Annotated in this window: 24 protein-coding genes; 6 read left to right on the forward strand and 18 right to left on the reverse strand. The window is 40.1% G+C overall.

Going from position 1 to position 25,959, the window contains the following annotated elements; all coding sequences use genetic code 11:
• Nucleotides 1-3 precede the first annotated feature (3 nt).
• From NXH67_RS04900 to NXH67_RS04945, 10 genes are read right to left on the reverse strand one after another with little or no spacing between them, the layout of a single operon-like run.
• Nucleotides 4-1,236, reverse strand: coding sequence for an O-antigen ligase family protein (locus NXH67_RS04900; RefSeq protein WP_272796630.1), 1,233 nt, complete (start codon nucleotides 1,234-1,236; stop codon nucleotides 4-6).
• Nucleotides 1,236-2,678, reverse strand: coding sequence for a lipopolysaccharide biosynthesis protein (locus NXH67_RS04905; protein ID WP_272796631.1), 1,443 nt, complete (start codon nucleotides 2,676-2,678; stop codon nucleotides 1,236-1,238). The genes NXH67_RS04900 and NXH67_RS04905 overlap by 1 nt, the downstream gene beginning before the upstream one ends.
• Nucleotides 2,635-4,137: a hypothetical protein gene (locus NXH67_RS04910; protein WP_272796632.1), complete on the reverse strand. Its 1,503-nt coding sequence runs from the start codon at nucleotides 4,135-4,137 to the stop codon at nucleotides 2,635-2,637. Before NXH67_RS04910 ends, NXH67_RS04905 begins: the two co-directional genes overlap by 44 nt.
• Entirely contained in the window at nucleotides 4,130-4,792 is a 663-nt protein-coding gene (locus NXH67_RS04915) for a CatB-related O-acetyltransferase (protein ID WP_272796633.1), read from the reverse strand. The genes NXH67_RS04910 and NXH67_RS04915 overlap by 8 nt, the downstream gene beginning before the upstream one ends.
• Before the next feature lie 29 nt (nucleotides 4,793-4,821).
• Nucleotides 4,822-5,736, reverse strand: coding sequence for a class I SAM-dependent methyltransferase (locus NXH67_RS04920; protein WP_272796634.1), 915 nt, complete (start codon nucleotides 5,734-5,736; stop codon nucleotides 4,822-4,824).
• Complete coding sequence (locus NXH67_RS04925; protein ID WP_272796635.1) at nucleotides 5,733-6,689, reverse strand: alpha-1,2-fucosyltransferase; 957 nt, start codon at nucleotides 6,687-6,689, stop codon at nucleotides 5,733-5,735. The genes NXH67_RS04920 and NXH67_RS04925 overlap by 4 nt, the downstream gene beginning before the upstream one ends.
• A complete protein-coding gene (locus tag NXH67_RS04930; protein WP_272796636.1) occupies nucleotides 6,686-7,708 on the reverse strand; it encodes a glycosyltransferase family 8 protein in 1,023 nt (340 codons plus the stop codon). Before NXH67_RS04930 ends, NXH67_RS04925 begins: the two co-directional genes overlap by 4 nt.
• Complete coding sequence (locus NXH67_RS04935) at nucleotides 7,702-8,817, reverse strand: glycosyltransferase (RefSeq protein ID WP_272796637.1); 1,116 nt, start codon at nucleotides 8,815-8,817, stop codon at nucleotides 7,702-7,704. The genes NXH67_RS04930 and NXH67_RS04935 overlap by 7 nt, the downstream gene beginning before the upstream one ends.
• 44 nt (nucleotides 8,818-8,861) lie before the next feature.
• On the reverse strand, nucleotides 8,862-9,797 hold the full coding sequence (locus tag NXH67_RS04940; protein ID WP_272796638.1) for a glycosyltransferase family 8 protein: 936 nt from the start codon (nucleotides 9,795-9,797) through the stop codon (nucleotides 8,862-8,864).
• A 25-nt stretch (nucleotides 9,798-9,822) separates the two neighbouring features.
• Nucleotides 9,823-10,563 carry a sugar transferase gene (locus tag NXH67_RS04945; protein ID WP_272796639.1) on the reverse strand — a complete coding sequence of 247 codons (741 nt, stop codon included), beginning with the start codon at nucleotides 10,561-10,563 and terminating at the stop codon, nucleotides 9,823-9,825.
• A 539-nt stretch (nucleotides 10,564-11,102) separates the two neighbouring features.
• On the opposite strand from NXH67_RS04945, the gene NXH67_RS04950 reads away from it, so the two are divergent.
• Nucleotides 11,103-11,243: a hypothetical protein gene (locus NXH67_RS04950; RefSeq protein ID WP_272796640.1), complete on the forward strand. Its 141-nt coding sequence runs from the start codon at nucleotides 11,103-11,105 to the stop codon at nucleotides 11,241-11,243.
• A gap of 98 nt (nucleotides 11,244-11,341) precedes the next feature.
• Nucleotides 11,342-11,836, forward strand: a complete 495-nt coding sequence (locus tag NXH67_RS04955; RefSeq protein WP_272796641.1) for a DUF6884 domain-containing protein — start codon at nucleotides 11,342-11,344, stop codon at nucleotides 11,834-11,836.
• A 247-nt stretch (nucleotides 11,837-12,083) separates the two neighbouring features.
• On the opposite strand, the gene NXH67_RS04960 is transcribed toward NXH67_RS04955, so the two are convergent.
• From NXH67_RS04960 to NXH67_RS04985, 6 genes are all read right to left on the reverse strand, one after another.
• The gene (locus NXH67_RS04960) at nucleotides 12,084-12,326 is read right to left on the reverse strand and encodes a phosphoribosyltransferase family protein (protein ID WP_272796643.1); all 243 of its coding nucleotides are present in this window, start codon (nucleotides 12,324-12,326) and stop codon (nucleotides 12,084-12,086) included.
• 58 nt (nucleotides 12,327-12,384) lie between these two features.
• Nucleotides 12,385-12,705 carry a rhodanese-like domain-containing protein gene (locus NXH67_RS04965; protein WP_022778684.1) on the reverse strand — a complete coding sequence of 107 codons (321 nt, stop codon included), beginning with the start codon at nucleotides 12,703-12,705 and terminating at the stop codon, nucleotides 12,385-12,387.
• Between the two features lie 187 nt (nucleotides 12,706-12,892).
• A complete protein-coding gene (locus tag NXH67_RS04970; protein WP_272796644.1) occupies nucleotides 12,893-14,197 on the reverse strand; it encodes an ATP-binding protein in 1,305 nt (434 codons plus the stop codon).
• 117 nt (nucleotides 14,198-14,314) lie between these two features.
• Nucleotides 14,315-16,786, reverse strand: a complete 2,472-nt coding sequence (locus NXH67_RS04975) for a glycoside hydrolase family 2 TIM barrel-domain containing protein (protein WP_272796645.1) — start codon at nucleotides 16,784-16,786, stop codon at nucleotides 14,315-14,317.
• Nucleotides 16,787-16,964: 178 nt separating this feature from the next.
• Nucleotides 16,965-17,492 carry a sugar transferase gene (locus tag NXH67_RS04980; protein ID WP_272796646.1) on the reverse strand — a complete coding sequence of 176 codons (528 nt, stop codon included), beginning with the start codon at nucleotides 17,490-17,492 and terminating at the stop codon, nucleotides 16,965-16,967.
• A 229-nt stretch (nucleotides 17,493-17,721) separates the two neighbouring features.
• The gene (locus NXH67_RS04985; RefSeq protein WP_272796647.1) at nucleotides 17,722-19,023 is read right to left on the reverse strand and encodes a hypothetical protein; all 1,302 of its coding nucleotides are present in this window, start codon (nucleotides 19,021-19,023) and stop codon (nucleotides 17,722-17,724) included.
• A 185-nt stretch (nucleotides 19,024-19,208) separates the two neighbouring features.
• Between NXH67_RS04985 and NXH67_RS04990 the strand changes: the two genes are divergently transcribed.
• From NXH67_RS04990 to NXH67_RS05000, 3 genes are all read left to right on the forward strand, one after another.
• Nucleotides 19,209-20,387 carry a hypothetical protein gene (locus NXH67_RS04990; RefSeq protein ID WP_272796648.1) on the forward strand — a complete coding sequence of 393 codons (1,179 nt, stop codon included), beginning with the start codon at nucleotides 19,209-19,211 and terminating at the stop codon, nucleotides 20,385-20,387.
• Nucleotides 20,388-20,546: 159 nt separating this feature from the next.
• On the forward strand, nucleotides 20,547-21,887 hold the full coding sequence (locus NXH67_RS04995; RefSeq protein WP_272796649.1) for a histidine-type phosphatase: 1,341 nt from the start codon (nucleotides 20,547-20,549) through the stop codon (nucleotides 21,885-21,887).
• Between the two features lie 179 nt (nucleotides 21,888-22,066).
• Entirely contained in the window at nucleotides 22,067-22,936 is an 870-nt protein-coding gene (locus tag NXH67_RS05000) for a Uma2 family endonuclease (protein ID WP_272796650.1), read from the forward strand.
• A 17-nt stretch (nucleotides 22,937-22,953) separates the two neighbouring features.
• On the opposite strand, the gene NXH67_RS05005 is transcribed toward NXH67_RS05000, so the two are convergent.
• Nucleotides 22,954-23,475 carry a cysteine hydrolase family protein gene (locus NXH67_RS05005; protein WP_026668711.1) on the reverse strand — a complete coding sequence of 174 codons (522 nt, stop codon included), beginning with the start codon at nucleotides 23,473-23,475 and terminating at the stop codon, nucleotides 22,954-22,956.
• Between the two features lie 86 nt (nucleotides 23,476-23,561).
• The gene (locus tag NXH67_RS05010; RefSeq protein WP_272796651.1) at nucleotides 23,562-24,281 is read right to left on the reverse strand and encodes a hypothetical protein; all 720 of its coding nucleotides are present in this window, start codon (nucleotides 24,279-24,281) and stop codon (nucleotides 23,562-23,564) included.
• Nucleotides 24,282-24,545: 264 nt separating this feature from the next.
• Here NXH67_RS05010 and fucO point away from each other — a divergent pair, with 264 nt between their 5' ends.
• A complete protein-coding gene (gene fucO, locus NXH67_RS05015; RefSeq protein WP_272796652.1) occupies nucleotides 24,546-25,694 on the forward strand; it encodes a lactaldehyde reductase in 1,149 nt (382 codons plus the stop codon).
• Nucleotides 25,695-25,959 lie beyond the last annotated feature (265 nt).

Genomic DNA, 25,959 nt, shown 5'->3' on the forward strand with positions numbered 1-25,959 from the left:
TATCTATGCTCCTAAAAAAAGATGCTGCTTTAATTCATTATCTGATGTATTATCGTTATATTCCTCCTTTGAAGATTCAATACATATAAGAGGAATAAAAATATATCTAAAATCCAATTCATTCATTATCCCCCATATTCCTAATGAAAAGAAAATGCATATTACTATGCGAGTAATATACGTATTGCTTTTTTTCACAGAGATAATAACCAATGCTAAAAGAATAGCTGAAATCAATCCATATCTGATAAGTATTCCCAATACTGTATTATAAGTATATGTTGTCAGAAGAGTTCTTGATCCATTAAAAAAACGATAGCCAAACCTATTATAACCGTATCCGAATAATGGAGATTTACTGATATATTTCAAGCTTGTTTGCCAAATCGGAATACGTCCTCCATATATTAGTTTTTTATTGAACAAACCAGAAATATAGTTTCCAAATGTCATTGACCCAAATAAGAAAACAGCATTAAACACCGACAACAATACAAGACAATTTGTAAGAGACGAAGTCATTCTAAAATTGCCTAGTCTATTCTTTACATTTAAAGACAATAGCATAATACATATTGCACATGCAGCTATACCTGTAGACGATCCTCCCACAATTTGAAAACCATTACTACCGGAACAGGCAACGGTCATAAATGCAATAATATCAATCAGCATAATAGTTGATTTATGTGTCTTATATTCTTTTATATGTATGAACATAAGAAAAATAATGGTGTATAACGCAATATTATTCTTCGATCCTAAAATCCACTGCGCTCTTTCTATACTCGATCCCATATGTGAGTAAAACAGGCCGTTTGGCCACATCAATAGAGAAAGGGAATTAATAATAATGTATGTGGCGGAAACAATCGATAGTGAATTCCAAACGCAGTCTATTTCATCCGAATAAAGATTTAATATAGTCCAAAACTCAACAATATATATTAGCTCTTTAAAATAATCAAAAATTATTCCCGGAGCCATAAAGAGAATACAGATAATATTCCATATATTAAACACTATAAACATTGAATTGAATCTAGAGCCTATTACCAGTCTTTTATTCCGAATCGTCCTAACAAAGGCAATAGAAACGAACATCACTACATTAAGCATTCTAGAGACAAAATCAAGTTGGCCGGATATTCTCTCTATTATAACAGGCTGAAAGTATAGCAAAAAAAACACAAACAGCACTAATTCAGAATATGAAATAGTAATCTTTTTCCCCATTATTTACTAATCTCCCTAATCAAAGGACGAATTCTCACTGCCAATATAGTAACAACTGCAAGTTCTATCAAAAGCAGCATGATTCGAAACATCGTATTGTAGTAGGAAAACAAGGTAATAAACATCATAACTATTCCAAGTACACCAATTCCAAATAACAGGAAACCATCAAAAAACTTTCCTGCTCTATTTTTCTTTTTCAAAATAACTTCTGAGAAAAAGAAATGCATCAGTGCATATACAATATAACTAAATAACGTAGTATATGCCGCCGCGTAAAATCCATATTTTGGTATAAACATATAGTTAAGAGCAACATTGATAATTGCTGCAATAAGCGATGACACAGAAACAAAAAATGTTTTTTCAAAGAATAACTCAATAGTACTAAACAAGGGATATAGAAAACAAAAATAAACAGAACATGCTATTGGCGGTACAATCCAAATAGAATCGTTATACTCCTTTGTTCCCAAAGTCGATACTATTTCCGGGCCAATAGTCATAGATAGCATACACATACACATTATAAAAACAGCTATTAGTAAAGATATTTTTTTCAGGTTATTCACATTGTCTTTTTTTAAAGTCTTAAAAATATATGGCGTAATTGAATTATTAATTGCAGTAATAACTACAATCATCATCATACCTATGTTATATGCCAATGAATACAAAGCCACACTATCTTTTCCACAAATGCGTCCAACTATGATTCTATCTGATTCACTAAGCACTATACTTGACAAATAGTGCGGTAGAAGCGGTATGTTCATAAAAAGAGCATATTTCCAGTACTTTGTATTGATATATTTCCTGTCATTTTTCGAATTGTATACCAGGAAGATGACACCTACTATTACTTGAACAATAGTATATGCAATAGCCCTTGCCAGAGCTTTATATTTAGAAGTATTAATCAGTACTATTGCCAGAATTGGCGATAAAATACTAATAATCAGCGAATACACTACTACGCTCTTATATCTATAATCATATCTTTCTTTTGCTGTCCAATAATTAAAAGCAGAAAATGAAGCAACACTTACACATATCATCAAAATATATATTTCAGATAATCCGGTAAGTCTAAACCAATAATCTTTAAATATCAAAGATAATAAAAAAATAGCAGCAGACAATACAAATGTCAGACTTTGAAAACTTGATATAACTCCGTTTTTATCATTTTCAAATTTGGTAAGTCCATTAAACGTCGTACTATGATACAAATTCAAAGATCCAAAAATAGCTATTATCGCATACCAAGACGAATATAGCGACACTTCACCATATTCTTGTGTGCTCATCATCCTTGTAAAAATTGGAATTGTTAAAATAGATATACCCTTTTGTATAATGGAACTAAACGTATTCCAAGCTGAAGCCTTAACACTGTCAGGTAGATTTCCATATTTTTTTATCAGTGTTTCTTTTTTCATTCTCACGCTCTTTTAAAATACAAAATATATATTTCTTATTAATACTTCCTACATTATTGTAACGTTCTTCTTTAATAACAAATCGATCAGTTAACTCTCTTAGAAATTCTTTATCTTCTCCTTCTATCGAAACGTATAAATATTTTTTAGATATCATTGCCAAATTTGAAACTAAAGCATCATATTTAAAACTATGAAAGCCAGTTACATTGCTGGTTACATTTTCAACAATCACCAAATCTGATCTAATATTTTGAATGCTGACATCATCAGCTGAATACATAATATTATGCAAAAAGACTCCTATCGTCCCTTTACATTCTTTTTCTCTTTTATAAACAGTATTTGCTATATAGTCATCATCAACTATCAATCTATAATTACAATCTTTTATTTCAGCTAATTTTTTAATTAAATAATAACTATCTATATTTATCCCCAGAACATCTTGAACGTCTTTTAACGCCAAAACGATGTCACTATTTTCCACATCTCCTACGTATAAATCTATATGTGTTTGCTTATAGGTAAACAATAAATCAATATATTCAGGTCTAAGATCATAACAATCGAACACCTTAAATATCAAATAATTAACCAATATTGAATTATGAATAATCCCATATGCTTTATACTTTTTTAGAAAATAATAGTGTTCTTCCAACGCATTATCATAATTCCATGGTTTTATCCAAATGGAGTTGTTCGCTTCATCATAAACCTGGATATGCTTCAACATATTATTTCCAAACAAATAGAAAATCATTCTATAAAGTCCAGAAAATGCCAATTCCCACGAAAATCCATCCCTATCACTATCATTCTTAACGACTGAGCCGATATCTATAAACACCGGTGTATTTCTATTAAATACCATATTGTTCAAATGACCATCATATAATGTGTAGCCAAATACCTCTAACACATCACGCAATAAACATGCTTGTATGCATGCATCTTTTATCATTTCAAAGCACCATGTCTTTGATGTGTTTTTACTAATCGCTTTGTGCTGCAATACAATTGGATAATTATCCGTGTAATAATCTGATATCGTAGTTTGCGGGAAAAAACCATAGTTGCCTAAGGTCTGTATTATTCCTGTTTTCCACAGTTCAAAAAATTTATCAACACTTTCAGCATTAATACCCCTTAGAATTTGTCCATTATAAATAAAAACTTTTCCTAACCAATCACCGTTATTACTTAAAAAAGAGATATTGTCTATGTGCATAAAGGGTTTATCAATGATGATCTCATTATTAGCCCGAAAGCAATTGATAGCATCTATCAACTCATTTTTTATCGAACAATAATAATCTTTCCTTTGTTTCAAGTCTTTATATTTGCTATGATTTCCAATAATTATCCGATTTTTACTACGTTGATAATGACGTATCCTTCTTCTAAATATGTTTTTGAGTATCTTAATTTCATCTTCGTACATGGCATTATTCATTACTTAATCCATCTATAAGTGTTTCTATATCTGCAAAAAGACTACTATGCTCTTTTAGCCAATCTTCATCCTTGTCCCACCACTTAATACATAAAAGCTTATGGATTTGAGTTTCAGAAAATCTCTTATACAGTGTTCTGGCAGGAACGCCAGCAACTACGCTATAAGGATCAACCTCTTTTGTTACTAAAGCTCCTGCACCTATTATTGCCCCATCTCCAATTTTTACTCCTGACATAATTCTTGCACCAGAGCCTATCCATACGTCATTTCCAATTTCCAAAAGACTACTATCCGAACAATAAGTGTATTCATCTATCAGGTTTTCTTTTACATATGAAAAGCCATATTGTCCTTCCTTAGAGTAAAAAGCCGGATGAGTTGATACTATCCCATGTGTTGGATGGTTTCCAAAAATTAGTTTAACGTCTTCACCAATCGAGCAATAAGCACCTATTTTTGTCTTGTATAATTCACAATTTCTACCGATAAATGTTCCGAATCCAACATCGCATTTCTCAATATGAGAATTAAGTAAAACCATATTTCTTCCTCTTAAAACGCTCTTTCTAAGCGTAACTCCTCTTTCCAACTTGCAATTCAAAGGAAGGCCACGAAAAAGGCACATGATAACAGAATATACACTTTTCGCCATAGTTTTCACTTTCATCATCTTATTTCCTATCAGTTATTTCTAATCCTATACTGCGAAGAAGCCCTATTTAATAATAGTTTTCCTATTAATGTAGCCTTATCTCTAAGAGAAATATTATTTAAGTTTTTTGCATTTGTATCACATATCTTTGCATAATAATCATATAACTTACCATAGTACTTATTTATAACAGCATTATACGCATCCAATTCCTTCTTAGAAGGTAAATAGCTCCACGTTTGACACAATGCTCCAAAAACATTCATGATATATTTCATAGTATCTTCTGTAACTTTGAAGGCAGCAATATTTGGCATAGCATCATGACTATTAATCTCATAGTATTTTTCAGCAACAACCGAGTTAAACAATACTCCGGTCGCTACATCATTTTTTTTGCCATAGCTTATACTGTTTAATGTTACATCATGTAAAACTACAATTGTCCCAACATGCAAATAAGGTAAAACAGCAAGAAAATCAAGTACTTCTCCTGGCAATATATGTACAGTATCTAATAAAACAAAATCTATATTGTTCCCTATTTCATCCAAATAACTTGGAAGGACATTTCCCAGATGCTCAACATATTTAATTTTGAAGTCCTTTTTGGGAGATAAAAAATCATAAGCCTGGCGACCAAGAAATCCACTATGTTTTCTTCTATCGTGATAATATTCTTTAGATTTATCAACAACATGAAACTCACTATTTTCACAATAGTTATACATTGCATTAAGAATAATAGCACTGGTTCCTCCACCAGCTATTCCTACTTCAACACATTTTTGTGGTCTATATTTTTTTATTATCCCACAAATAAAGCTCAGGTCATATTCGCTCATTTCGGGCTCATACTCTACTTTTTCTATAGAATCCAAAATATCTATAGGGGTTTTATCCAATTCTATGTGTTTTGGTAGCTCCACTCTTTGCTCCTTCACTTATCGTTTCTGTTATCTACCAGTATCCAATCATCCGGTACAGAATTCGGAATATAATTCTTTTTTTCCTTTACTATAAACATCGGCGCTATTGTCAAGGCACTCTCATTTTGTCTATCAGATAAATAGGCTGCCCAAAATGAGAACGTGCTATTGGATATAATCTTGTATTTACACGCATTGAGTAAAATAAAATCAGCGTATGCATTACCACTGATAATATAAGCATTACATAGTTCCAGATTCTCAATCACTCTTTGCGCTTTTTCTTTATCGTCAGTAAATACATAAAAAGTCAAATCTTTTCTTAACGTTTCCAATTGCCTGATTGCTTTCTCATAATAGCTAATACCACATATATTCAGGCGCTTATTATTGCAAAAGTCTCCCCCCCTGATATGTATTCCAACTGCCTCTTGTTCTTTGATTACCTCCAACATTTCTTCATCACAGATAGTACGTGAAATACGCATTTTATTTTTTAACCAGTCTCTATAGCCTGTAAAATACCCTAAATTCTGCCATGCCCCCTCCAAATAGTAATCCTTAGTCCGAGATTCTGTTAGAAACATTATTTCCGGATTAAATCTTCCAATATGATTATCTGTAATTCTTCTAAATCTCTTCCGCTTATCTTGTATTACTCTATAAAGTTTATCTATATTCCATATAGGAGTATATCTATTTATTCGATTACATATTAATGCCTTAAATCCCAATTTCTGAGCAAGCATTTGCGCAGGGCAAAACCTCTTAATTATCGTATAATCTGCTATTTCAAGATCAAATTCGAAAATATTCGGGATTTCAAACCCCTCATGTTCATCAAATAATTCGTAAGAAGCTATGTCGCATTTTACTGACACATCCTGATATTTTTCTTTAAGTATCAATGCCAATGCATACTGAAACAGTTGATTCCCCAGTCCGCCTCCGAATCTAACTACAATCATTTTATTCTCCACAACAAATACTGAAAGCCATGTGGAACTATATAAAAGCCCCAATACAATATAGCAACAGCTCCATAAATCTTTGCTTTATAGAATGGATAAATAATTTGCTCTACACATTTCTTATACTTTGCCAAATGCTTATTTGTTGAATATATCCTTTTCTTTTCTTTTAAATCGATTCCAAGAGTTTTCCTGTATTCATGCCATACATGCTCATAAACAGGATCAGAATTACTTAGCCATGGTTTTCCAAAAACTTCTGAAGCATAATGTATAATTACAGGTTTCTTCTGTTTTAACGATAATTGTTCTTTAGAATAATATCTAAAAACCCCCTTATCCATAATAAATCTATAGTAGCGATACGGTATTACTGCGGATAAACCTGTCATATTGAAATTTATAGGCAATAGTTTAATTCTATCTTTGCAAACCAAATTTATTACATCCTGATCCCCAAGCATAAATATTTTATTACTCAATAACATTTTTTGGCATTTCTCAGAAACTTTGTTTTGCCTCCATGCCTTTAGATTTATCAACAAAACGCCGGCATTAACATATATATCACTATTCTTATACCCTATATTTGTTTTTACTCTATAGTCAGAAAGAGAATAATCGTATACTCCACATAATAATTCGTCGTCAAAAGAGTAGTTTTCTAGATATTTAATACTATCTGTAAAAAGTGTATCTCCGTCTACATAAAGCACTTTATCTATCGTCTTTGGCAGCAATTCCTCACATAATAGTCTTGCATAGGTTGTAATATTAGTATTTTTGTTAAATACCTTCATATAATCATTCAAATGATTATTTACAGGTATCAAAAAAACTTGACAATTCTGCTCTTTTCCAAGGCCGCTAAGCAATTGCTCTCCAGCCTTATCTATGCCACTAGTCAAGACATAAACAAAAAAACTAGTACATGGATTGCTACTAGTTAACGATTTTATCGAAATCGCCGTGGGAATGACATATCCATTGTCTGTACAGTAAACAACATTTAGCATTTATCTATCTCTTTCATAAGATTACCTATGATACTATACCACTCAATTTTATCGCTTAAATTGAGCATTTTTTCGCTTTGCCCGTTATATACCTTTTTGTCTGAAATGAATAACTCCATAGCATCAGCCAGGCTTTTTTCATTACCAGCATCAAAATATATTCCTGCATTTCCATCATCTAACTGCTCTCTCAACCCTGTCAGATCACTGCAAATCACAGGTGTTCCATACTCAAAAGCTATAGGAATCACCCCAGATTGAGTAGCATTTTCATATGGTAAAACTAAAACAATATTTGCACCGTTAAATATCCATCCAATATCCTCATCAGATATATATTTATTTACTATTCGAACATCTTGGTGTTGAATTAAATCAGTATATGCACCCAAATCGCCTGCACCATAAATTGAGAGACTCACATTAGAGTGCTTGCTTTTGATAATCTCATAGGCTTTTCCTAAAACGTCTAACCCCTTATACTTCTCAATACGTCCAAAAAAGACAAAATTTATATATTCATTTTTATACTCTGGAAAATCCATAGGTCTGCATGAAGAAATATTATTCTTATATAAATCCATCCTTCCATGTGGACAGTAGTGAATTCTTTTTCTATCTATCCCATAATCTTTTTCAACTATATCAACAAATTTCTTCGTCAACACAACAACATGATCCCCTCTCCGTATAAAAAGAGGATACATAACTCTCATAATCCTATTAACACCATCATGTAATATAGGATCATGACAAAACGTTATTTTCACAGCTTCCTTCCATAAGTCAGAGACTATATTTGACCATGGGTGAAAAAAAGTATTTATAATATAATCGATATTCTCAGAGTCAAACTTCTTCTTTAACTTTCTTTTTCCTACAAGTAAAAAACATATGCTCTTAAATATCAGATTTTTGCCAGAAGTATATGTATCTACTTCATATATTTCCCTAAATCCATAATTTCTCCAATCAGAAATATTAGTTGCATGTTTAGAAACGACAGCAATTACATCATATCCATTTTCCTTAAGCGCTTTACCAACACTGTAAGAAAAAAAAGGTGCTGAATTATTTCTGCCCAAATAATTAATTAAAATTGTTTTCAAAATTCTCGCTCCACGGATCAATGATACTGTATGAGAAGTAGCAACTAAAATAAAAGATTTTTTACCGGTCTGATATAAGCGTGCAAAAGTCCTATTAATAACAAAAAAAATCTGTTATATTTGAAATCTTTTTTTTTGCCAGGCCCCATTTTCCCGCCTGTAACTTGATAATAGTACATCCACTCATCTAAAAAAGGATGCTTGCATCTAACTGAAAAATTCCAAGGTCTATCCGATTTGAAACTAGACGAAAAATGAACTATTGCCGGATTCCTGACACTTTTTTGAACGTCTTCTTCACCAAAATATGCATCAGGTTTTCTATATAAAATCATTTCATCATATGAAAAATCATATAAATAGGTCATAACATCATATCTTAGCGGAAGCTCCTTAGCCTTCCCACAAAACGCTGTATTGATCACACCTTGATCTCCCTGAAATATCTTATTGTGCTTTTTTATAACCTCGTAGATTCTGTCCTCTATTCGTTGCTGTCTCCAGCAAATCAAATCAATCAACAATACTCCGGCATTTACAAGTAATTCTCCTTTCTTTATTCCAAAAACTTTTTTATTTAGGGCACTAAAAGAATCTCTAATTCCTCCAATCACATAAGGTGATAAATCCGAATCATATAACTCATTAAGTGGCTCCCTTACCAAGGTGTCAGAATCCAAATACAATACTTTTTTTACTTCGGCAGGAAGAAAGGAACCTATAAACAATCTTGCATATGAAGCTATAGATCCTCTATCCAAATTCAAATTATAGTCAAGCTTATCTAAAGTCTTTTTTGCATCAACAAAAAGAACTGTATTCTTTCCGGAACACAGTTCTAGTATCTTTTGCTTATTATGCTCCTCAATACCACAATCAAGTACGTAAATAGTCGCATCAGAATTATGGTCATTAAATGACATAATCGAAACACACATTACATCTACAAAATTGTTGTCTGAAGCATAAGCGATATTCAAATTTGTGCCCCCACCAAGTTATAATTTAATATGCGCCATCCCCTGCACTCAGCGCTCTAAATGTCATTACTATAAGTCCTATATCAGTTGCCACACTTCTCTTTTGCAAATACTTCTGATCAAGTTCCATCCACTCTTCAAATGGGACTTCAGTGCGGCCCATAACCTGCCAATAGCATGTGAGACCGGGCTTAACAAGATGCCTTGTCATCTGGAATGGAGTCATCTGATCTGTCTCGTATACAGGAAGCGGTCTTGGTCCAACTACGGACATTTCACCCTTCAAAATGTTAAGGAGCTGCGGAAGCTCATCTATACTGGTCTTTCTTAGAACTTTACCTATATGTGTGATTCTTGGATCATGCTTCATTTTAAAAGCAGGTCCGTCAAGCTCATTCTGCTCTAAGAGAAACTTATGCATCTCAGCTGCATTCTCACACATTGTTCGGAATTTATACATTTTAAACGGCTTATTATTTAATCCGGTTCTTTCCTGAACAAAAAAGACAGGGCCTCCATCTTCCTTTTTGATTAGAATAGCCACAACCAAAAAAAGCGGAGCTAAGATTATCAATCCCAGCAATGACGCAACCACGTCAAACGCTCTTTTTATCATCCTATATACAATTTTTCCTTTAACATTAGCTGTCACAGAACTGATAACGTCTGCTTCTGACTGAAAATCCGGGTTATTGATATTAGCTTCACGCTCTAACGCTATAGCCTGACCATTAACAACTTCTGTATTATTGTATTCAACTAGCATATCTCGCCCTCACAAGCTAATTCTAGCATAAAACTCCATGTCTTTAATTGTATATCGGCATATTTTATACTAATTTTAGTAAATGAGATTGAGATTTATAAGAAATTTATCTCACTAATGTTTTATTCATAGTATTATTATAGTCTAAATATTGATATTTGTCATAGAAAAAGCGTAGATTTCGTGCCAATTCCGAAACCTACACCTTTCATGCTAAACAATTTTCAATTCCTATCACTAATTCAATGATCTATCACCACCCGGTCGCCACTAGGGACGGTTCTTGCTGATGCATGAGAAACTGCACCATCGAGAACCGTCCCCATTGGCTTTATTTTCGCATTCGGGAAACGAAGCGGTGCCTGGCTCCACTTACAGGAATCATAAGCAGATAAAGCATTCTCAGCCTAACGGTAGTCATAACAGATTGCAATATGATGATGGTGCCAGCGCACCGCAGTAAATTGCATCACAAAATACAATCGCCGCAGTATATGATACTTTCTTGATTTATACCGTGCCAGGCACTGTCAACATATATGACCATCACAACCTTTACCGGAGCCATGGGGCATTACGATGTAGCGTTGGTGCCAGGCACAGCTGCTTTCCCGGTAGTCGCTGCGTTAAGGTGGGACTGCGCTGATTCCCGCAAGAAATTAGAACTTTCCTGGAAATAACAATCACTATTCCACACCGAAAAAGTGATATAATAATCTATGGGGATGCCGTGTGCATCCCCTTTGTATTTATACGGATTCTGAAAGGAGTAACTCAAATGGGCGTCTATGATCCTTTGCATAATTTTCTTAAGAAATGCAGGCAGAACGAAATAACCCTCACGTTTGCGGAGATAGAATCAATCCTCGGCAGAGCATTGCCGGCGTCTGCAAGTAAGTATGATATGTGGTGGGACAATCCGGATGAAAATGCCAAATCCGTGCACAGCCAGGCAGCTGCCTGGACAAAAGCCGGCTATACAGCTCAGGTAAACAGAAGAGGTAAAACAGTTCGTTTTTACACCGCTGCTATGCGTTCCCACGAACGTATAGCCCTTATCTCATGCTCAAAGCTCAAAAAAGACTATGCCTGCAAAGCAAAAGAGCTCTATTCCGCAAGCACTCTTTTTTCCCTATCCTATGAATATGCAAAAAGAAATTCAGACCGTATCTATATCCTTTCCTCCAAGTACGGACTTGTTGGGGAGAATGAAGTCTTAGCTCCCTACGATGAAACGCTTAAAGATAAATCGCCGGCAGAGATACAACGCTGATCGCAAATGGTATTTGATCAGCTTAATTCGGTCTGTGATGTTCAAAACACCGACTTCATCATCTTGGCGGGAAAAAACTACTATCAGTACTTACTTAATTACCTGCCCCACGTAACCCTCCCCCTCGGAAATCGACCCCTTGGCGATAGAATATCATTTCTTCAGGAATATCTGGCTAAACAAGCCTCACCTATGACAGATTTCTAATAAAAGTGACAGGCACTTTGCTTAACTAAAGTGCCTGTCACTAATTTTTGGTAATACTGGTATAATTTTTTTTTAAATCTTTCTTTTTGTTGTCAGGTCTGCTGGCAATAACATACGCCATAGGGCAACTAAAATAATCAGCAATTGATTCTGCAAACAAAAATCCACTTTTAGCAACGAAAATGATCAAATCAGGCTTGTAGCTTTGGGCGATTTCTTCCGCCCATGCAATACAATCCTGCTTTATTTCATTCTCATTCATAAAAAATGCGTCAATTTTCATGCCAGCCCCACATTAATTACGACTAAATTTTCTATAATACAATTTGCAAATAATATTATCACTTCACTATCAGTCCTTTATATGCCATGATCCCGCCAATATTCTTCACATCCTTGTATCCGAAGGTCTGCATGATTTTCACTGCACGGCCGGCTCTTCCGCCTCTAAGGCAGTATACGAAAACGGGAACATTCTTATCGGTGATGACATCCTCGATTTTCTGGATTTCCTCCACGGGCAGATTGATGCTCCCGGGTATATGGCCGTTTTTATACTCTTCCTCGGTCCTTACATCCAGGAGAACAGCACCTGCCGTGGCTTTGTACTTTTCTATTTCAGAATTAATGTCAGTTCTTTTTATAAGATCTTTAAGTCCCATCAATTCCTCCATATCCGCTTACCGCAACAGTGGGCACTCCCCAAGTCAATTCCGCGAACACGTTTTCTCGTCAACAATGCAATATTATATAGATTAATTATAACCCATATATTGTTCTTTTTACATAAAAAAGCGTAGATTTTGTATCAAATCTACGCTTTCAGCACTTTATCTTTAAACTGATCTATTACATAAAAGCAGCCATATATAATGGCAATGTAATTATTCCTTCCTCGTCAACACCAATATTTCCATCAATAAACTTATACCCATATTCGATGTTGTCTTTGTTCTTTACAAAAGCTTTAAGAGAAGTAGCTCGCGTATTGCCGCTTTTTACCTCTATCGGGACAACTCTTCCCTCTTTCTGGATAATAAAGTCAAGCTCTCTCTTGGTGGTCTCATTCTTATAGAAAAACAGAGAATATCCGTTCTTATACAGAGCATCTGCTACTGCGCATTCATAAATACCGCCTTTCGTATTCCCTGAAAGAGTATTTTCAACGATATGCTGCTTTAATGTGAAGTCTTTCATGGCAATGAGCAAGGATAGGTCTGTAGTATATGCCCTGAAAAAATCATCCCTGGCATAATCCTCAAGATCATATTTTACATCCGTCACATACTTGCATAGACTGATGATATCCGCTCGCAGGAGCCATTCAATGCTTGAAAAATATTTCTGCGCTCTTCCGCCATGCTCTACTTCTTTATATTGAAATTTATGATTTTCCTTTTCAAGGAGCTGCTTTGCAAGTGATAAGTAACACTTCTCAGCCTTAACCTTCTCTTCCGCATGAGCATAATGGGCAATGTCATACTGATAGCCCTGTAACAGGCTACGTTGGATCTTGTCCACCGCTCTATAATCCCTGGATTCAAGGTATTCCTTTACAGCTTCAGGCATACCCCCGGTCGCAATATAATGTCTGTAATAGTTCATCATCTGCGTATTGATCGCTTCCGGAACCACCTCTCTCCTTTCAAAGTAACCACGAAGAGAATCAATCATATCATCGGTGACTCCAAGCCCCCATAAAAACTCTTCAAAATCCAGCCCATTCATCTTAATGTAATCTACGTATCCAACAGGATATGAGGATGCTCTTTTATAATCAATACCCAGAAGTGATCCTGACGCTATAACATCATATCTATTATCTATTGCCCAGAACTTCAGAGAAGTGATAGCTTCCTGACATTCCTGAATTTCATCCAAAAAGATAAGACTCTTTCCGGGAAGTATCTTCTTTTCGGGAAAACGGAACCTCATCGCCATTACCATTGTATCAACCGATAAATCTCCGGCAAAAATGTCTGCTGCAGATGGAATTTCCTTAAAGTTTATTTCTACTACTTCTTCGTAGTTTGCTTCCGCAAACCTCTCCACAGAATAAGTTTTGCCGACCTGTCTGGCCCCCTGTACGATAAGGCACTTCTTATCTTTGGATGCGCTCCAGTCCTTTAGTTCTGCTGATATCTTTCTTCTCATTGCTACTCCTGTCAACATTTTAGAATACAATTATGTAGCTTATATCAACATTTTAGAATACAATAATGCACTTGTCATCAACATTTTAGAATTTTACGGCATATGAAGGTTACTTTATCAACCTATATTTCCTTCAAAAACAGCCTCTCCAAGGCCTTCACCTGTGATAGTCAGCCTGAACTTTCCGGGCTCATATCCGGAGCGGAGTATCGCCAGAGCGCGGCCCCTGTAGGTGATGGTCTCGCCGTCTGTGTAGTCATCCTCCGTTATGGGATTGGCCGATCCAAAGCCGGCAAGGCTCATAGAGCCACTGCTCTCGCCTGTTATGACTATGGCGGCATTGGGAACAATACAGCCCTCGCTGTCCACCACTTCTATTCCAACATATATGAGGTCATGTCCGTCTGCGGCGGCGCTGCTCTTTTCCGGAAGGAGCTTTAAAGCGGCGGGTTTTCCTGTGGTGACAAGCTTATCCCTGCTCACCTCTTTACCTGCCCGGTAGCTTATGGCTTCAACTGTTCCCGGCTCATATTTGGTATCAAATACTGCGCTGCAGGGCATGGGCCTGTCCATGGTCACAGCTTTTTTTCCAAGGGATCTCCCGTTTTGGACAAGCTCGACTTCATCGGCATTGGAAAATACTGCCAGACTTATGTCCCGGCCTTCATATCCCTCGTAGTTCCAGCTTGAGAAAAGCTCAGGGAACCCCCACATGGTGGTGATTTCTTTTTTCCCAAAGTTCGAAGGGTCCTTAGAAAAGAGGTGGGTGCTGCCGCTACCCCAGACAACGCTTCTGTAGGCGCCCTGAGGGGTTCTGTTTCCGGTGATGTCAAAGTCCGCGTCGTTGGCGCATCTCCAGGGATAGGGGGATCCGGAGGGCGGCATGAGCGCCCAGCCGTTAGTCCTTTTTATCTCATTATCCTCATCATTTTCATCCACATAGGCAGCCTTGCCTATTCCGGCTTCTCCCAAATAGTCCCAGGCGGTCCAGGTAAAATCGCCTATCACATAGGGAAGCTTCTCCACCAGGGGCCATCTGTAGCCTATCTGGTTGGGGAAGTTCTCGGAGCCCAGGATGACCCTCTCCGGGAACATCTCGTGGTCACGCTCATAGATGTCTTCCATGTAGTTGTAGCCCACTATGTCAAGGCCATTGGTAAAGGGCTCTGTTACCGTCTCCCAGGTGGTATCAAAGAGGCCCTCGGAGGAGTTCTGATTCTGGCTCTGATGGGCCATCAGTGCATCATCCAAGCCGCTCCAGAGGGTACATATGCCGTTGCTCACAGGCCTGTAGGGGTCGTACTTTTTTATCTCAAGAGCAATGTCGGTAGCCAGGGAATATCCGTTATTCAGGCCGCCCCTTTCCGGTATTTCATTTCCAGTGGACCAGATGATGACGCTGGGGTGATTCCTGTCTCTTTTTATAAAAGAGGAAATGTCCTTTTTCCAGTCGCTGTCAAAAAACTGGCTGTAGTCGCCGCTTCTCTTGGCAATTCCCCAGGCGTCGAAGGCTTCGTCAAAAACGTACATTCCAAGCCTGTCGCAGGCCTCGATGAGGGCAGCTGAGGGAGGGTTGTGGGCGGTTCTTACGGCATTAAAGCCGATTTCCTTTAGCTTTTCGATTTTTCTTTTTTCCGCCTCATAGAGAGATACGGTGCCGAGAAGACCGTTATCATGATGAAGACAGCCGCCCTTCAGCTTCACAGTTTTTCCGTTGATCCTGAGGCCGTAAACCGCATCCGCAGTGATGGTCCTGACTCCGAACAGGGTCGGGGCCTCGTCCAGGGTACTGTTTTCCTCAGGGATAAAATGGGTCCTGTAGGTGCCAAGGTTCTGCAGGGATACCGTGACGTTATACAGATTTGGCTCGTCACAGTCCCACAAAAGGGGGTCCTTCAGATTGATCGCCAATATGGCAGTCTCTGTTTCCCCTGCGCCGATTCTGATGACCCTGTTTACATCAGTCACAACTTCGCCGGTGGCCTCCTTTGCCAGGGACACTGTCACCCGGGCAAGCCTGTCCTCAAGGGTTGTGTTTTCGGTCTCGATACGGGCTTCGATAAATGCATAGCCGTCCCGGACCTCCCTTGTATGAAGAAGGATCCCGTCAGGAACTATGTGAACTCTGGGGCCGTGAAGGAGCTGCGCTCCTCTGTAAAGACCAGAGCCCGTGTACCAGCGGGAATTGACCTGCATGGTGGTATTGCAGTTGATGGTGACCCGGTTCTCCTCTCCGAAGGAGATATATTTGGTCAGATCCAAATAAAAAGGGGCATAGCCGTAGTGCTGACCTCCCACCTTGCAGCCGTTAACATCAACTGTCACATTCATCATGGCGCCGTCAAGCTTAAGTCCGACGCAGTCTCCCTCCCATTCCTTCGGGATCATTATGTACTTGGTATAGCTTGAAAGATTGCCGACAAAATATCCGCTGTCGGACTTTGCCGGCGCGTCGGGTCTGACAGGGGTTCCGATCATCCCATCGTGGGGAAGGTCCACCTCTTTTCCCGGAATATCCTTAAGAAGTCCCAGCGAATCCACAAAACCTCTTCTAAAGGACCATTTGTCGTCAATACAGATGCTTTTCATGTTGTTTCCCCCTTGTTGCCTTAAACTTTTTTCCGTTTTGTTTACGATACTTATAATTATCAATGCATTTTTAGTATATGAAAAGTACTTTTTTATGCATATTTCAATACCGCCATGGCACCTTTGGGGCATAGTTAAAGCCCTCGGTGCATCATCACCAAGGGCTTAGTTAGTACTATCAATATGCTCCGTCCTTGCCAAACACGGCGGGGAAGGTTCTGAAGATCAGCTCCAGATCTTTTAAAATGCTCATGTCACCTTTGATGATATTAAGGAGCTGTGGAAGCTCATCAATGGAATATCTCCTGATAAATCTCCCCACCCTGGTTATTCTCGGATCGTTTTTGATCTTGAAAGCATGTCCCGTCTGTTCATTCTGGGCCTGCATCCGTTCAAACTGTGATTCTGCATTCTTGTACATGCTCCTGAACTTGTAGATCTTGAAGCTCTTCATATTCTGTCCGGCTCTCTGCTGGGTAAAAAATACAGGTCCGCCATCCTCAAGAATAATGGCCAGAGCTGTAATAATAAAGACCGGCGAAAGAAGCACAAGGGCTATACTGGCTGCTATGATATCAAATGCTCTTTTCGTCCATTTGTAAATATTTGGTTTGTGATCAAAGATCTCCTGATAATTGAGTTCGATGATCTTACGGCCCCAGGTGCCGCTTAACGATTCCGCTCTAAGTGTCGCAGTTTTTGCCATATCATAACCCCCTCATAGGCTCTGATTGCGTATCTAATTAATACATCGGCATATTTTGCAATTTATTTATAGTTTTAGTCGTTATAACGTTTATATTTTCTTGAAATCAAGAAACATCCCCAGGCGTACAATCCCCCTTTATATTACAAGTACGCAATAATATTTTATCAATAATGCGACCATTAAACCAATTAAAAAAGGATAAACAAATAACTTATTTTACAGAATCTCACCCCTCCACCAGCCTATCATCATACTCATACTGCGATATCGTAACCCTATGCTTCCCCGCATCATTCACATAAGAAATTGCCACCGAAGAATCAGTTGCAAAAATAACCTTCACATCACTTCCGCCTTTGCACACAAGCCGCATATCTTCATAGCCATGATAATAATTGCTGTCCTTCCACAGGTACACATCTCCGGTGGAATTGTCCCGAATCAGGATGACATCACCTTTTTTGCTTGAAACCACTATGGAAGCGTCGAGAAAACCGCAGGCTCTTTGCTTACTCTCGGAATATCTGCCGTAAACGTAGAGCATGCCGCCATTTTCTTTGGTACTGAAAAAGATACGGTCATTGCCGGCGGAAACAAACTGAGGATAGACATTGCCCTTTGCTATGGTTGCATATTCTTTATACAGAGTGTCCAGGCGAACAAGCTTGGTTTTGCTGCCTTCGACCTTTTTGGCATAGATATAATTGGTATTTCTGAAGTCTCTGTTACAATACAGCTGAGTTATGTTTTCATCCGCCAGATATACCTTCCCGAACATGGGATCATAGAGGTAGAGACTTCCATCTTTCTTGAGGTAAAAAATATCGCAGTTTGCCTCATATGCATCGACAACTCCCTCAGCGACAACGTAGCTGTCGAGCTCAGGGCCGTAGATTGATAAAACGCCGTCATTCAGAACTGCCATGTAATTGTCCCAGGAGTAGGGCATAAAGAGCACTCCCGTGTCGTCCTCGCCGCAGACTCTTACGCTTTTTCCCTCTGAATTATAGATAACGCCGCCTTCAGCGGAGAGTTTGGGTGAAGTGCCGTCGCTTTTGAGGATGTGGTAGCTGACTTCGTAGGGCGCCAAAACTTTAGAAACTTCGGTATATTTGTGAGTACTATCCGCCTTGCCTGTAAGATCCAGTATCGAATAGATTCCCGCCAGGAAGATGAATGACATACAAGCAGCGATCAGCGTATACATAATATATCTGACAACAGATTTTTTGCGGACGCCGTCGTAAAAATCGCCTGACCGAATGCTTGCGATCTTCTCAGCTTCCTCTTCTTCTGCCAGCTCCTCTCTGATATCGGGATCGAGGTCCTCACCGATGTATTCCTTTTTTACACTATCGTTCTCTTCATCAAGGATGAATCGCTCTTTGAGCGCTCTGTGTGTATCAAAGCCACTTACGTGGCTGCCGTCCTCCGCATCCTTAACTTCGAAGGCGACCACCTCGTCCTTTTCACTGACTTCAAACTCTACCGATTCTTTATCTTCCGGCGCATCCATGTATGCTTTCAATTTGTAAATCTCCTTTGGGTATTTCCAGTTAAACTGAAATGCAAGTGGAAGATATTATATATGTTTTCGCAACTCTCCACAACTTAAACGATTTAATAGTTATTTAAGATTTACGTACCACAAAATATAGTAGCATTTTAGATGAGGCATAAAAGGAATTCATAATTTATGAGGAGGAATCAATTATGAAAAAGAGAATTGTTGTTTTATGTACTGCGCTGGCACTTACTGCAGGAGTTATCGCAGGGTGCGGTGCAGGTGATGGTACGGCCTTGCAGGAAGCTACTGAGTCCGAAGCTACTCAGGAAGAAGCAGCACCGGAAGATGCTAACGCTGCTGCGGCAGATTCAGCAGAGACAGAGCAGGAAGTAGGACTGGCTAACCCCTGGGTAACCATCACAGAGGATGAAGCGAAGGAACTGTGCACAAGGCTCTTCAAGGCACCTGAAGGAGCTACTGACGTAGAATGGCTTAAGTGCGAGGATCTCGGCGATCCCGAAAAAAGCGTAGGACCTCTTGTTCAGTTAAGCTTTAAGCTGGATGACCGGGAGTTCACTGCAAGAGCACAGCAGGGAGCTGCTGAGGACGCTGATATCGCCGGCAATTATGTTGAATGGACAGTGGGACCTGAGGATGCTACTCTTGCAAACTGGGGCGAAGGACATATGCCCGGCAAGACCTATCGCGCAATCAACGAAACCGGATATGTTGACATGATCACCTGGTATGATATTGAGATTGGAATTGCTTATTCACTTTCAGTTGCAGCAGCCGACCTTGACGGTTTCGATATCCAGGCCGTTGCAGAGCAGATGTACAACGAAGAAAATGAGGCTTTTGCAGATATGCCCAGCGACTTTGTTCAGGAACAGTCAGGCAAGACCTCTTTTGACTCCTATGATGATGTCATCGCTGCATTAACACCCGGTCAGGGCTATGCATACATCGAGCTGTACGGAAGCGAGGAAAAGCTTCTTGCGGTAACCGATCTCGTATTTGAAGCTGACCACACAGCCTATGAAGCTTCTATTTATGGTATCCTTGATGGCAAAGTATCACAGCTTTCAGTTGTTACAGGAGCAGGTTCATCCTATCCCTTAAGAGTTGAGGACGGTATCCTCTATTCAGGCTCCAGCCACAGCTATGAGACCTACTTCATCTCAGCTGATTTTGGCGGACTCATGATGAAGGATTCCATTTCAGACGGTGTAGACACCGGAACAAACGAGTTCTCAGGATTTACCAGAGAAGAAAACACTTTCGATGCTCCAACCACTGATTATACAGGCGGCCAGGAAGAATTCGACAAGCTCCTCGCCGAAAGAGAAAACAAGAAAGCAATAGAATTCACTGTAGTAGAGTAAATCAATAAAGTGACAGGCACTTTAGTAGAGCAAAGTGCCTGTCACTTTTTTACTCGATTTTTTAATTCACAACAGCTTTATACTATTTTAAGATTGTCAATTAACGCATTATAGTACAATTGAACTGGAACAAAAATAGCCAACGGAGGTTCACCAATCATGAAAAGAATAATATCAATGGCGCTGCTTTTGGCCCTCACCGCAGGCACATCAGCAACAAGCTTAAACAGTCCCGCGGCAGAGCTCCCTCAATCGGAATCTGCTCCTGCTGCGGCCACTGCCTCCTATAACATATCCTATGACGGCTACACTCTTGAGCAGGTTGTAGTCCTTAGCCGTCACAACATCCGCTCGCCCTTAAGCGGCGGCGATTCCCTTCTTGGCAAGATCACGCCCCATGAGTGGTTCGAGTGGTCCTCCGCACCAAGTGAGTTATCCCTTCGCGGCGGCGTTCTTGAGACTGAAATGGGACAGTATTTCAGAAAATGGCTGGAATCCGAGGAGCTTATCCCGGAGAACTATCATCCTGAAAACGGTGCTGTCAGAATCTATGCCAATTCCAAGCAAAGGACCATTGCAACAGCCCAGTATTTTACCTCGGGCATGTTCCCAACAGCAGGCCTTGAAGTTGAGCATCACGTGGAGTTCGACAAGATGGATCCCGTTTTCAATCCGCAGCTCACCTTCAGCACCGATGAATACGAACAGGACGCCATAGCGCAGATCTACGAGTGCTATGAAAAAGACATGACAGACCTTGCAGACAATTATGAGCTTCTCTCTGATGTGATAGACCTTGAAGACTCAGCGGCTTGGCAAAATGGCGAGGTGACAGCCTTTACTCCGAACGACGCAGTTTTTTCCATTAAAGAAGGAGCCGAACCCTCCGTCAGCGGATCTCTTAAGACCGCCTGCTCCGTAAGCGACGCCCTTGTACTGCAGTATTATGAGGAGAAAGATCCCGTTAAGGCTGGCTTTGGCAATGATCTATCATTGGAAGATTGGAAAAAAATCTCTGAGATCAAAGACGTCTACGGCGACGTTCTCTTCACCGCTCCCATGGTGGCCGATAATGTGGCCTATCCCCTTATAAACGAGCTCTACTCCGAGATGGAGACAGATGGCAGAGTCTTCTCCTTCCTGTGTGGTCACGATTCCAACGTAGGAAGCGTACTGGCTGCCCTTGGCGTCTCGGACTATGCCCTTCCCGATGCCGTTGAAAAAAAGACTCCCATCGGCTGCAAACTTGTCTTTTCCCGCTGGAGTAAAAACGGTGAGGACTTCTGGTCTGTGGATCTTGTATATCAGTCACCTGAGCAGCTCCGGGAGATGCCCCTTCTTAACATAAATAATTCACCGAGCATATACCACCTGAGCTTTGATGGAATCAGTCAGAACGCAGATGGACTCTTATTCGACGAAGATCTGAAAAAGCTCTTTATTGATTCAATGGACTCCTATGAGAGCCTGTATCAGAAATATGTTGAGAAAGCCGCCTGATTCCTGAATTATATGGAATTCCTCTTGACGAGATGAGGCAGAAATATATAATTATATATAATAAGATGTAATAAGATATAATTATATATATTAAGATGTGAATATATATTGATCACGTTGTATCATGCGATGCCATAATATATTCATACGCCATCGTACACAATCCCGGAGGAATTGCCATGACCATCAAGCAGATGCGTGAAGTAAAAGAAAACCGCGGCTACAGCTATTCTCAGCTGTCGGAATATACCGGAGTTCCGGCCATTACAATACAGAAGATTCTCACAGGAGTAACCAAGTCCCCTAGGAAGGCCACTCTGAATGCCCTGGAAAAGGTCCTTGGAGCAAACGAGGATTCTTACCGCGGTAAGGCCTATGAATATGGTACTGGTGAAAACTTAGTATGCGAAGATACCCCTAAATATAACACAGGCTCTATCACTGCATCTGCTAATCCAGATGGAATCAAGTATGGCAATCCATCCAAACGTCAGGGGGAGTTCACCCTGGAGGATTACTATGCCCTGCCGGATGAGCAGCGTGTTGAACTTATAGACGGTGTGTTCTATGACATGACCGCCCCGAGGATAGTTCATCAGGACATATCCTATATAATTCACTCAGCCATAGCTGACTATATCAAAAAGAACAAGGGTAACTGCAAAGCATTTTCTGCTCCGGTGGATGTACAGATAGACTGCGATGATAAGACCATGGTTCAACCCGACGTTCTGGTAATATGCGACCGCAGCAAGATCAAGGGTTTTGGCGTCTATGGCGCTCCTGATTTTCTGGTTGAGATTCTGTCTGTATCTACAAGGAAAAAAGACATGACCATCAAGCTCTCCAAATATTTGGAGGCCGGTGTCAGAGAATACTGGATCGTAGATCCAAAGAAAAGAATACTTATAACCTACAATTTCATGGATGAAGATTTTGTTCCGGTGATCCTCCCCCTTAAGGGAGAGGCACCGGTTGCAATATTCGATGGTAAACTTAAGATCAGCCTGGATGAGATCTCCGAATCCATAGATGAATTCGGTGAATAACTCTATCGCATATAATATTACTTAACTGCGATCTGGCAGGATCTCATGGTCTCAAGAGCAGCTGCATGCTTCTTAGGAGTTACGCCTGCGCAGCAAGCAGAATCTACACTGATCGGAACTTCAGGCATGAAGGCCTTTAAAAGAAGTGCATTGGATACTACGCAGATATCTGTGCAGAGTCCGATGAGTTCGATCTCAATCTCCTCTTTTGCTGCAATATCGCTGATTATCTTAACAAGATCTGTACTGCCGAAGGTGGGCTTATTTACGAAGGTTGCACCCTTCACCGCCTCGGCAACTTTTTTGTCCAGCTCCCAACCCTCTGTGCCTTCGATGCAGTGCTCAACGGGGAGGTTATGTCCCTCCTGAGTGTTCATGTAATCGGGCTGATGTGTATCTCTTGTCACAAAAATGTTCTCGGGAGCATATTCAGCTATCTTGGCAACAACGCCGGGTACGATGGCTACTGCCTCTGCGCTTCCAAGTGCTCCGTCAACAAAGTCCTTCTGCATGTCTACTACTACAAGTAATTTCCTCATAACTTCTTTCATTCCTCCTGAATGTATTATTCTGTTATATTCTCATTATTATATGAGTATGATACCTATATTATTTGCCTGGCATTCTATAGCCTTGCACATTCATATACTTCCATGCCATGGCCAAGAAGCCTTGCTATCTTAAGCTCATCTACGGCATCTATGACTGCGTTATGCACTTCACAGTAGCCGCTCTCCCCGGTTAACAGCCTCATGATTGGTTCCACACCGTAGCCTGTCTTGAGCCTTCCGGACTTACAGCAGGGAAGTGAATCCGGAATCGCTGAATTATACTGCTTATAAGCCGCCAGCCTCATGATATCGAACCACTCGAAACCAGCCAGCTCCGGCAGATGCCCCAGGTCGAACTTGGCGTTATAGGCCAGGATCCTGGTGACGTTGTTGCTATGAAGGTACTCTTTTACCCCTTCCATAGCTTCACGCCTTGAGCACGCGATCTCGGGAAGTCCCCTCATATGAACAACGCTGCTGAAATAACCTCCGATCATAACCTCCGGCTCGAAGATATAATATCTCTTATCCTTTAGTTCAAAGCTCTTCTCATCCGCCAGAACAATTCCAATGGACATCACCTCATCACGCCAGTTAGTCTCGGTGTCGATGACTGCGATTGTTCCGCCATGTACGCTTTTCATCTCTGCCTTTTTGGAACTTGCTTTGATGTCCTTACCCTGAGATGATTCCCTTACCGGTGATGTACTCGCTGTCTGTTGCACACTCCTTGCATTAGTTGCAGTCTCTCTTACAGGCACCTTCCTACTTGTCGTGTCCCCGTTCTTTATCATATTCAAAAAGTCAAGCGAGCTGTTCATCTGTAATTCCGCTTCCTTTCCAAATCCGTTACTTCGTAATCCTATTAAGACTTTTTTGCCTCGTAACATTGATACTATCCAATTTTATATGATATTTCAAGGTTGATTTTCCACGGTCGTTTTTGCACGGAATTCAGCCAAAATCTAACTGTCCGGCATTTTCTTTAATGATATAATTAATTCCGAAGGTATTAACGATGGACATCCATCAGCAAAAGTATTATGGAGGACAGGTATATGGCAAACAGAATTTCACTTAACGGCACATCTTATCATGGGGCTGGCGCTATCAATGAGATCACAAATGAGATCTGGTCTCGCGGTTTCAAGAAGGCCTTCGTGGCTTCAGATCCCGATCTTATCAAGTTTGGCGTAACGGGGAAGGTTACAGATCTTCTGGAGAAGGCAGGCATTCCTTTTGAGATCTACTCAGACATCAAGCCCAATCCAACAATCGAAAATGTTAAAAACGGCGTAGAAGCCTTCAAAAAGTCCGGTGCTGACTGCATCGTAGCCGTAGGCGGCGGATCCTCAATGGATACCTCCAAGGCCATCGGTATCATAATCACCAATCCTGAATTTGCAGATGTTCGCTCCCTTGAGGGCGTTGCACCCACCAAGAACCCCTGCGTTCCAATCATTGCAGTTCCCACAACAGCAGGAACCGCTGCAGAGGTTACCATCAACTACGTTATCACCGACGTTGAAAAAGAGAGAAAGTTCGTGTGCGTAGATACTCACGACATGCCTATCGTTGCTGTTGTTGATCCCGAAATGATGGCTTCAATGCCAAAGGGTCTCACAGCCGCCACAGGTATGGATGCTCTTACACATGCCATTGAGGGTTACACCACAAGAGCTGCCTGGGAGATGACAGATATGTTCCATCTTGAGGCTATCCGTCTTATCTCACAGAATCTTCGTGAGGCTGTTGACAACAAAAAGGAAGGCCGCGAAGGAATGGCTCTTGGCCAGTACATCGCAGGTATGGGCTTCTCCAACGTAGGACTTGGAATTGACCACGCTATGGCTCACACTCTTTCAGCTCACTATGACACTCCTCACGGCGTAGCTTGTGCGATGTTCCTTCCAATCTCCATGGAATTCAACAGAGAGTACACCGGCGAAAGACTTCGCGAAGTAGCAAGAGCAATGGGCGTTAAGGGCGTAGACGACATGTCCCAGGAAGAGTACCGCGACGCAGCCATCGCTGCAGTCAAGAAGCTGTCTGAGGACGTTGGTATTCCGAAGACCCTTGAGAAGATCAAGGAAGAGGATCTTGATCAGCTGGCAACCGATGCCCTGAACGATGCATGCTATCCCGGCAATCCGAGAGAAGCAACCAAGGAGCAGGTTATCGAGATGTTCAGAATGCTGATGGCATGATGACCAGATAGAACTTCATAAGAAACAATAGACCGTCGGAGGCACATTGTATCTGCTTCCGACGGTTTTTTGCAGATATATGACACTTGCACCATGGAGCATAGTTCAACTATAATCAGTATTGATATGATATAGGTGCCAAAAGTCATAAATGCGTACATGCTGGCATGTTAAGCATTTTGACTTTATGGCCCAAACAAATATGAGGAATTAGCAATTTACGCAGTAAATTAGCGGTTTCCGAATATTTGTAGAATTGCGAGAA

Origin of the sequence: Butyrivibrio sp. DSM 10294, assembly GCF_028539135.1 — a bacterium.
In the GTDB taxonomy this organism is placed as follows: domain Bacteria; phylum Bacillota; class Clostridia; order Lachnospirales; family Lachnospiraceae; genus Butyrivibrio.

Bases quoted from the DNA above. Each gene is read 5' to 3' on its own strand.
- NXH67_RS04900 (WP_272796630.1), bottom strand. From the start codon at position 1,236: ATGGGGAAAAAGATTACTATTTCATATTCTGAATTAGTGCTGTTTGTG.
- NXH67_RS04905 (WP_272796631.1), bottom strand. From the start codon at position 2,678: ATGAAAAAAGAAACACTGATAAAAAAATATGGAAATCTACCTGACAGT.
- NXH67_RS04910 (WP_272796632.1), bottom strand. From the start codon at position 4,137: ATGAATAATGCCATGTACGAAGATGAAATTAAGATACTCAAAAACATA.
- NXH67_RS04915 (WP_272796633.1), bottom strand. From the start codon at position 4,792: ATGGCGAAAAGTGTATATTCTGTTATCATGTGCCTTTTTCGTGGCCTT.
- NXH67_RS04925 (WP_272796635.1), bottom strand. From the start codon at position 6,689: ATGATTGTAGTTAGATTCGGAGGCGGACTGGGGAATCAACTGTTTCAG.
- NXH67_RS04930 (WP_272796636.1), bottom strand. From the start codon at position 7,708: ATGCTAAATGTTGTTTACTGTACAGACAATGGATATGTCATTCCCACG.
- NXH67_RS04945 (WP_272796639.1), bottom strand. From the start codon at position 10,563: ATGCTAGTTGAATACAATAATACAGAAGTTGTTAATGGTCAGGCTATA.
- NXH67_RS04950 (WP_272796640.1), top strand. From the start codon at position 11,103: ATGACCATCACAACCTTTACCGGAGCCATGGGGCATTACGATGTAGCG.
- NXH67_RS04955 (WP_272796641.1), top strand. From the start codon at position 11,342: ATGGGCGTCTATGATCCTTTGCATAATTTTCTTAAGAAATGCAGGCAG.
- NXH67_RS04960 (WP_272796643.1), bottom strand. From the start codon at position 12,326: ATGAAAATTGACGCATTTTTTATGAATGAGAATGAAATAAAGCAGGAT.
- NXH67_RS04965 (WP_022778684.1), bottom strand. From the start codon at position 12,705: ATGGGACTTAAAGATCTTATAAAAAGAACTGACATTAATTCTGAAATA.
- NXH67_RS04970 (WP_272796644.1), bottom strand. From the start codon at position 14,197: ATGAGAAGAAAGATATCAGCAGAACTAAAGGACTGGAGCGCATCCAAA.
- NXH67_RS04975 (WP_272796645.1), bottom strand. From the start codon at position 16,786: ATGAAAAGCATCTGTATTGACGACAAATGGTCCTTTAGAAGAGGTTTT.
- NXH67_RS04980 (WP_272796646.1), bottom strand. From the start codon at position 17,492: ATGGCAAAAACTGCGACACTTAGAGCGGAATCGTTAAGCGGCACCTGG.
- NXH67_RS04990 (WP_272796648.1), top strand. From the start codon at position 19,209: ATGAAAAAGAGAATTGTTGTTTTATGTACTGCGCTGGCACTTACTGCA.
- NXH67_RS04995 (WP_272796649.1), top strand. From the start codon at position 20,547: ATGAAAAGAATAATATCAATGGCGCTGCTTTTGGCCCTCACCGCAGGC.
- NXH67_RS05000 (WP_272796650.1), top strand. From the start codon at position 22,067: ATGACCATCAAGCAGATGCGTGAAGTAAAAGAAAACCGCGGCTACAGC.
- NXH67_RS05005 (WP_026668711.1), bottom strand. From the start codon at position 23,475: ATGAGGAAATTACTTGTAGTAGTAGACATGCAGAAGGACTTTGTTGAC.
- NXH67_RS05010 (WP_272796651.1), bottom strand. From the start codon at position 24,281: ATGATAAAGAACGGGGACACGACAAGTAGGAAGGTGCCTGTAAGAGAG.
- fucO (WP_272796652.1), top strand. From the start codon at position 24,546: ATGGCAAACAGAATTTCACTTAACGGCACATCTTATCATGGGGCTGGC.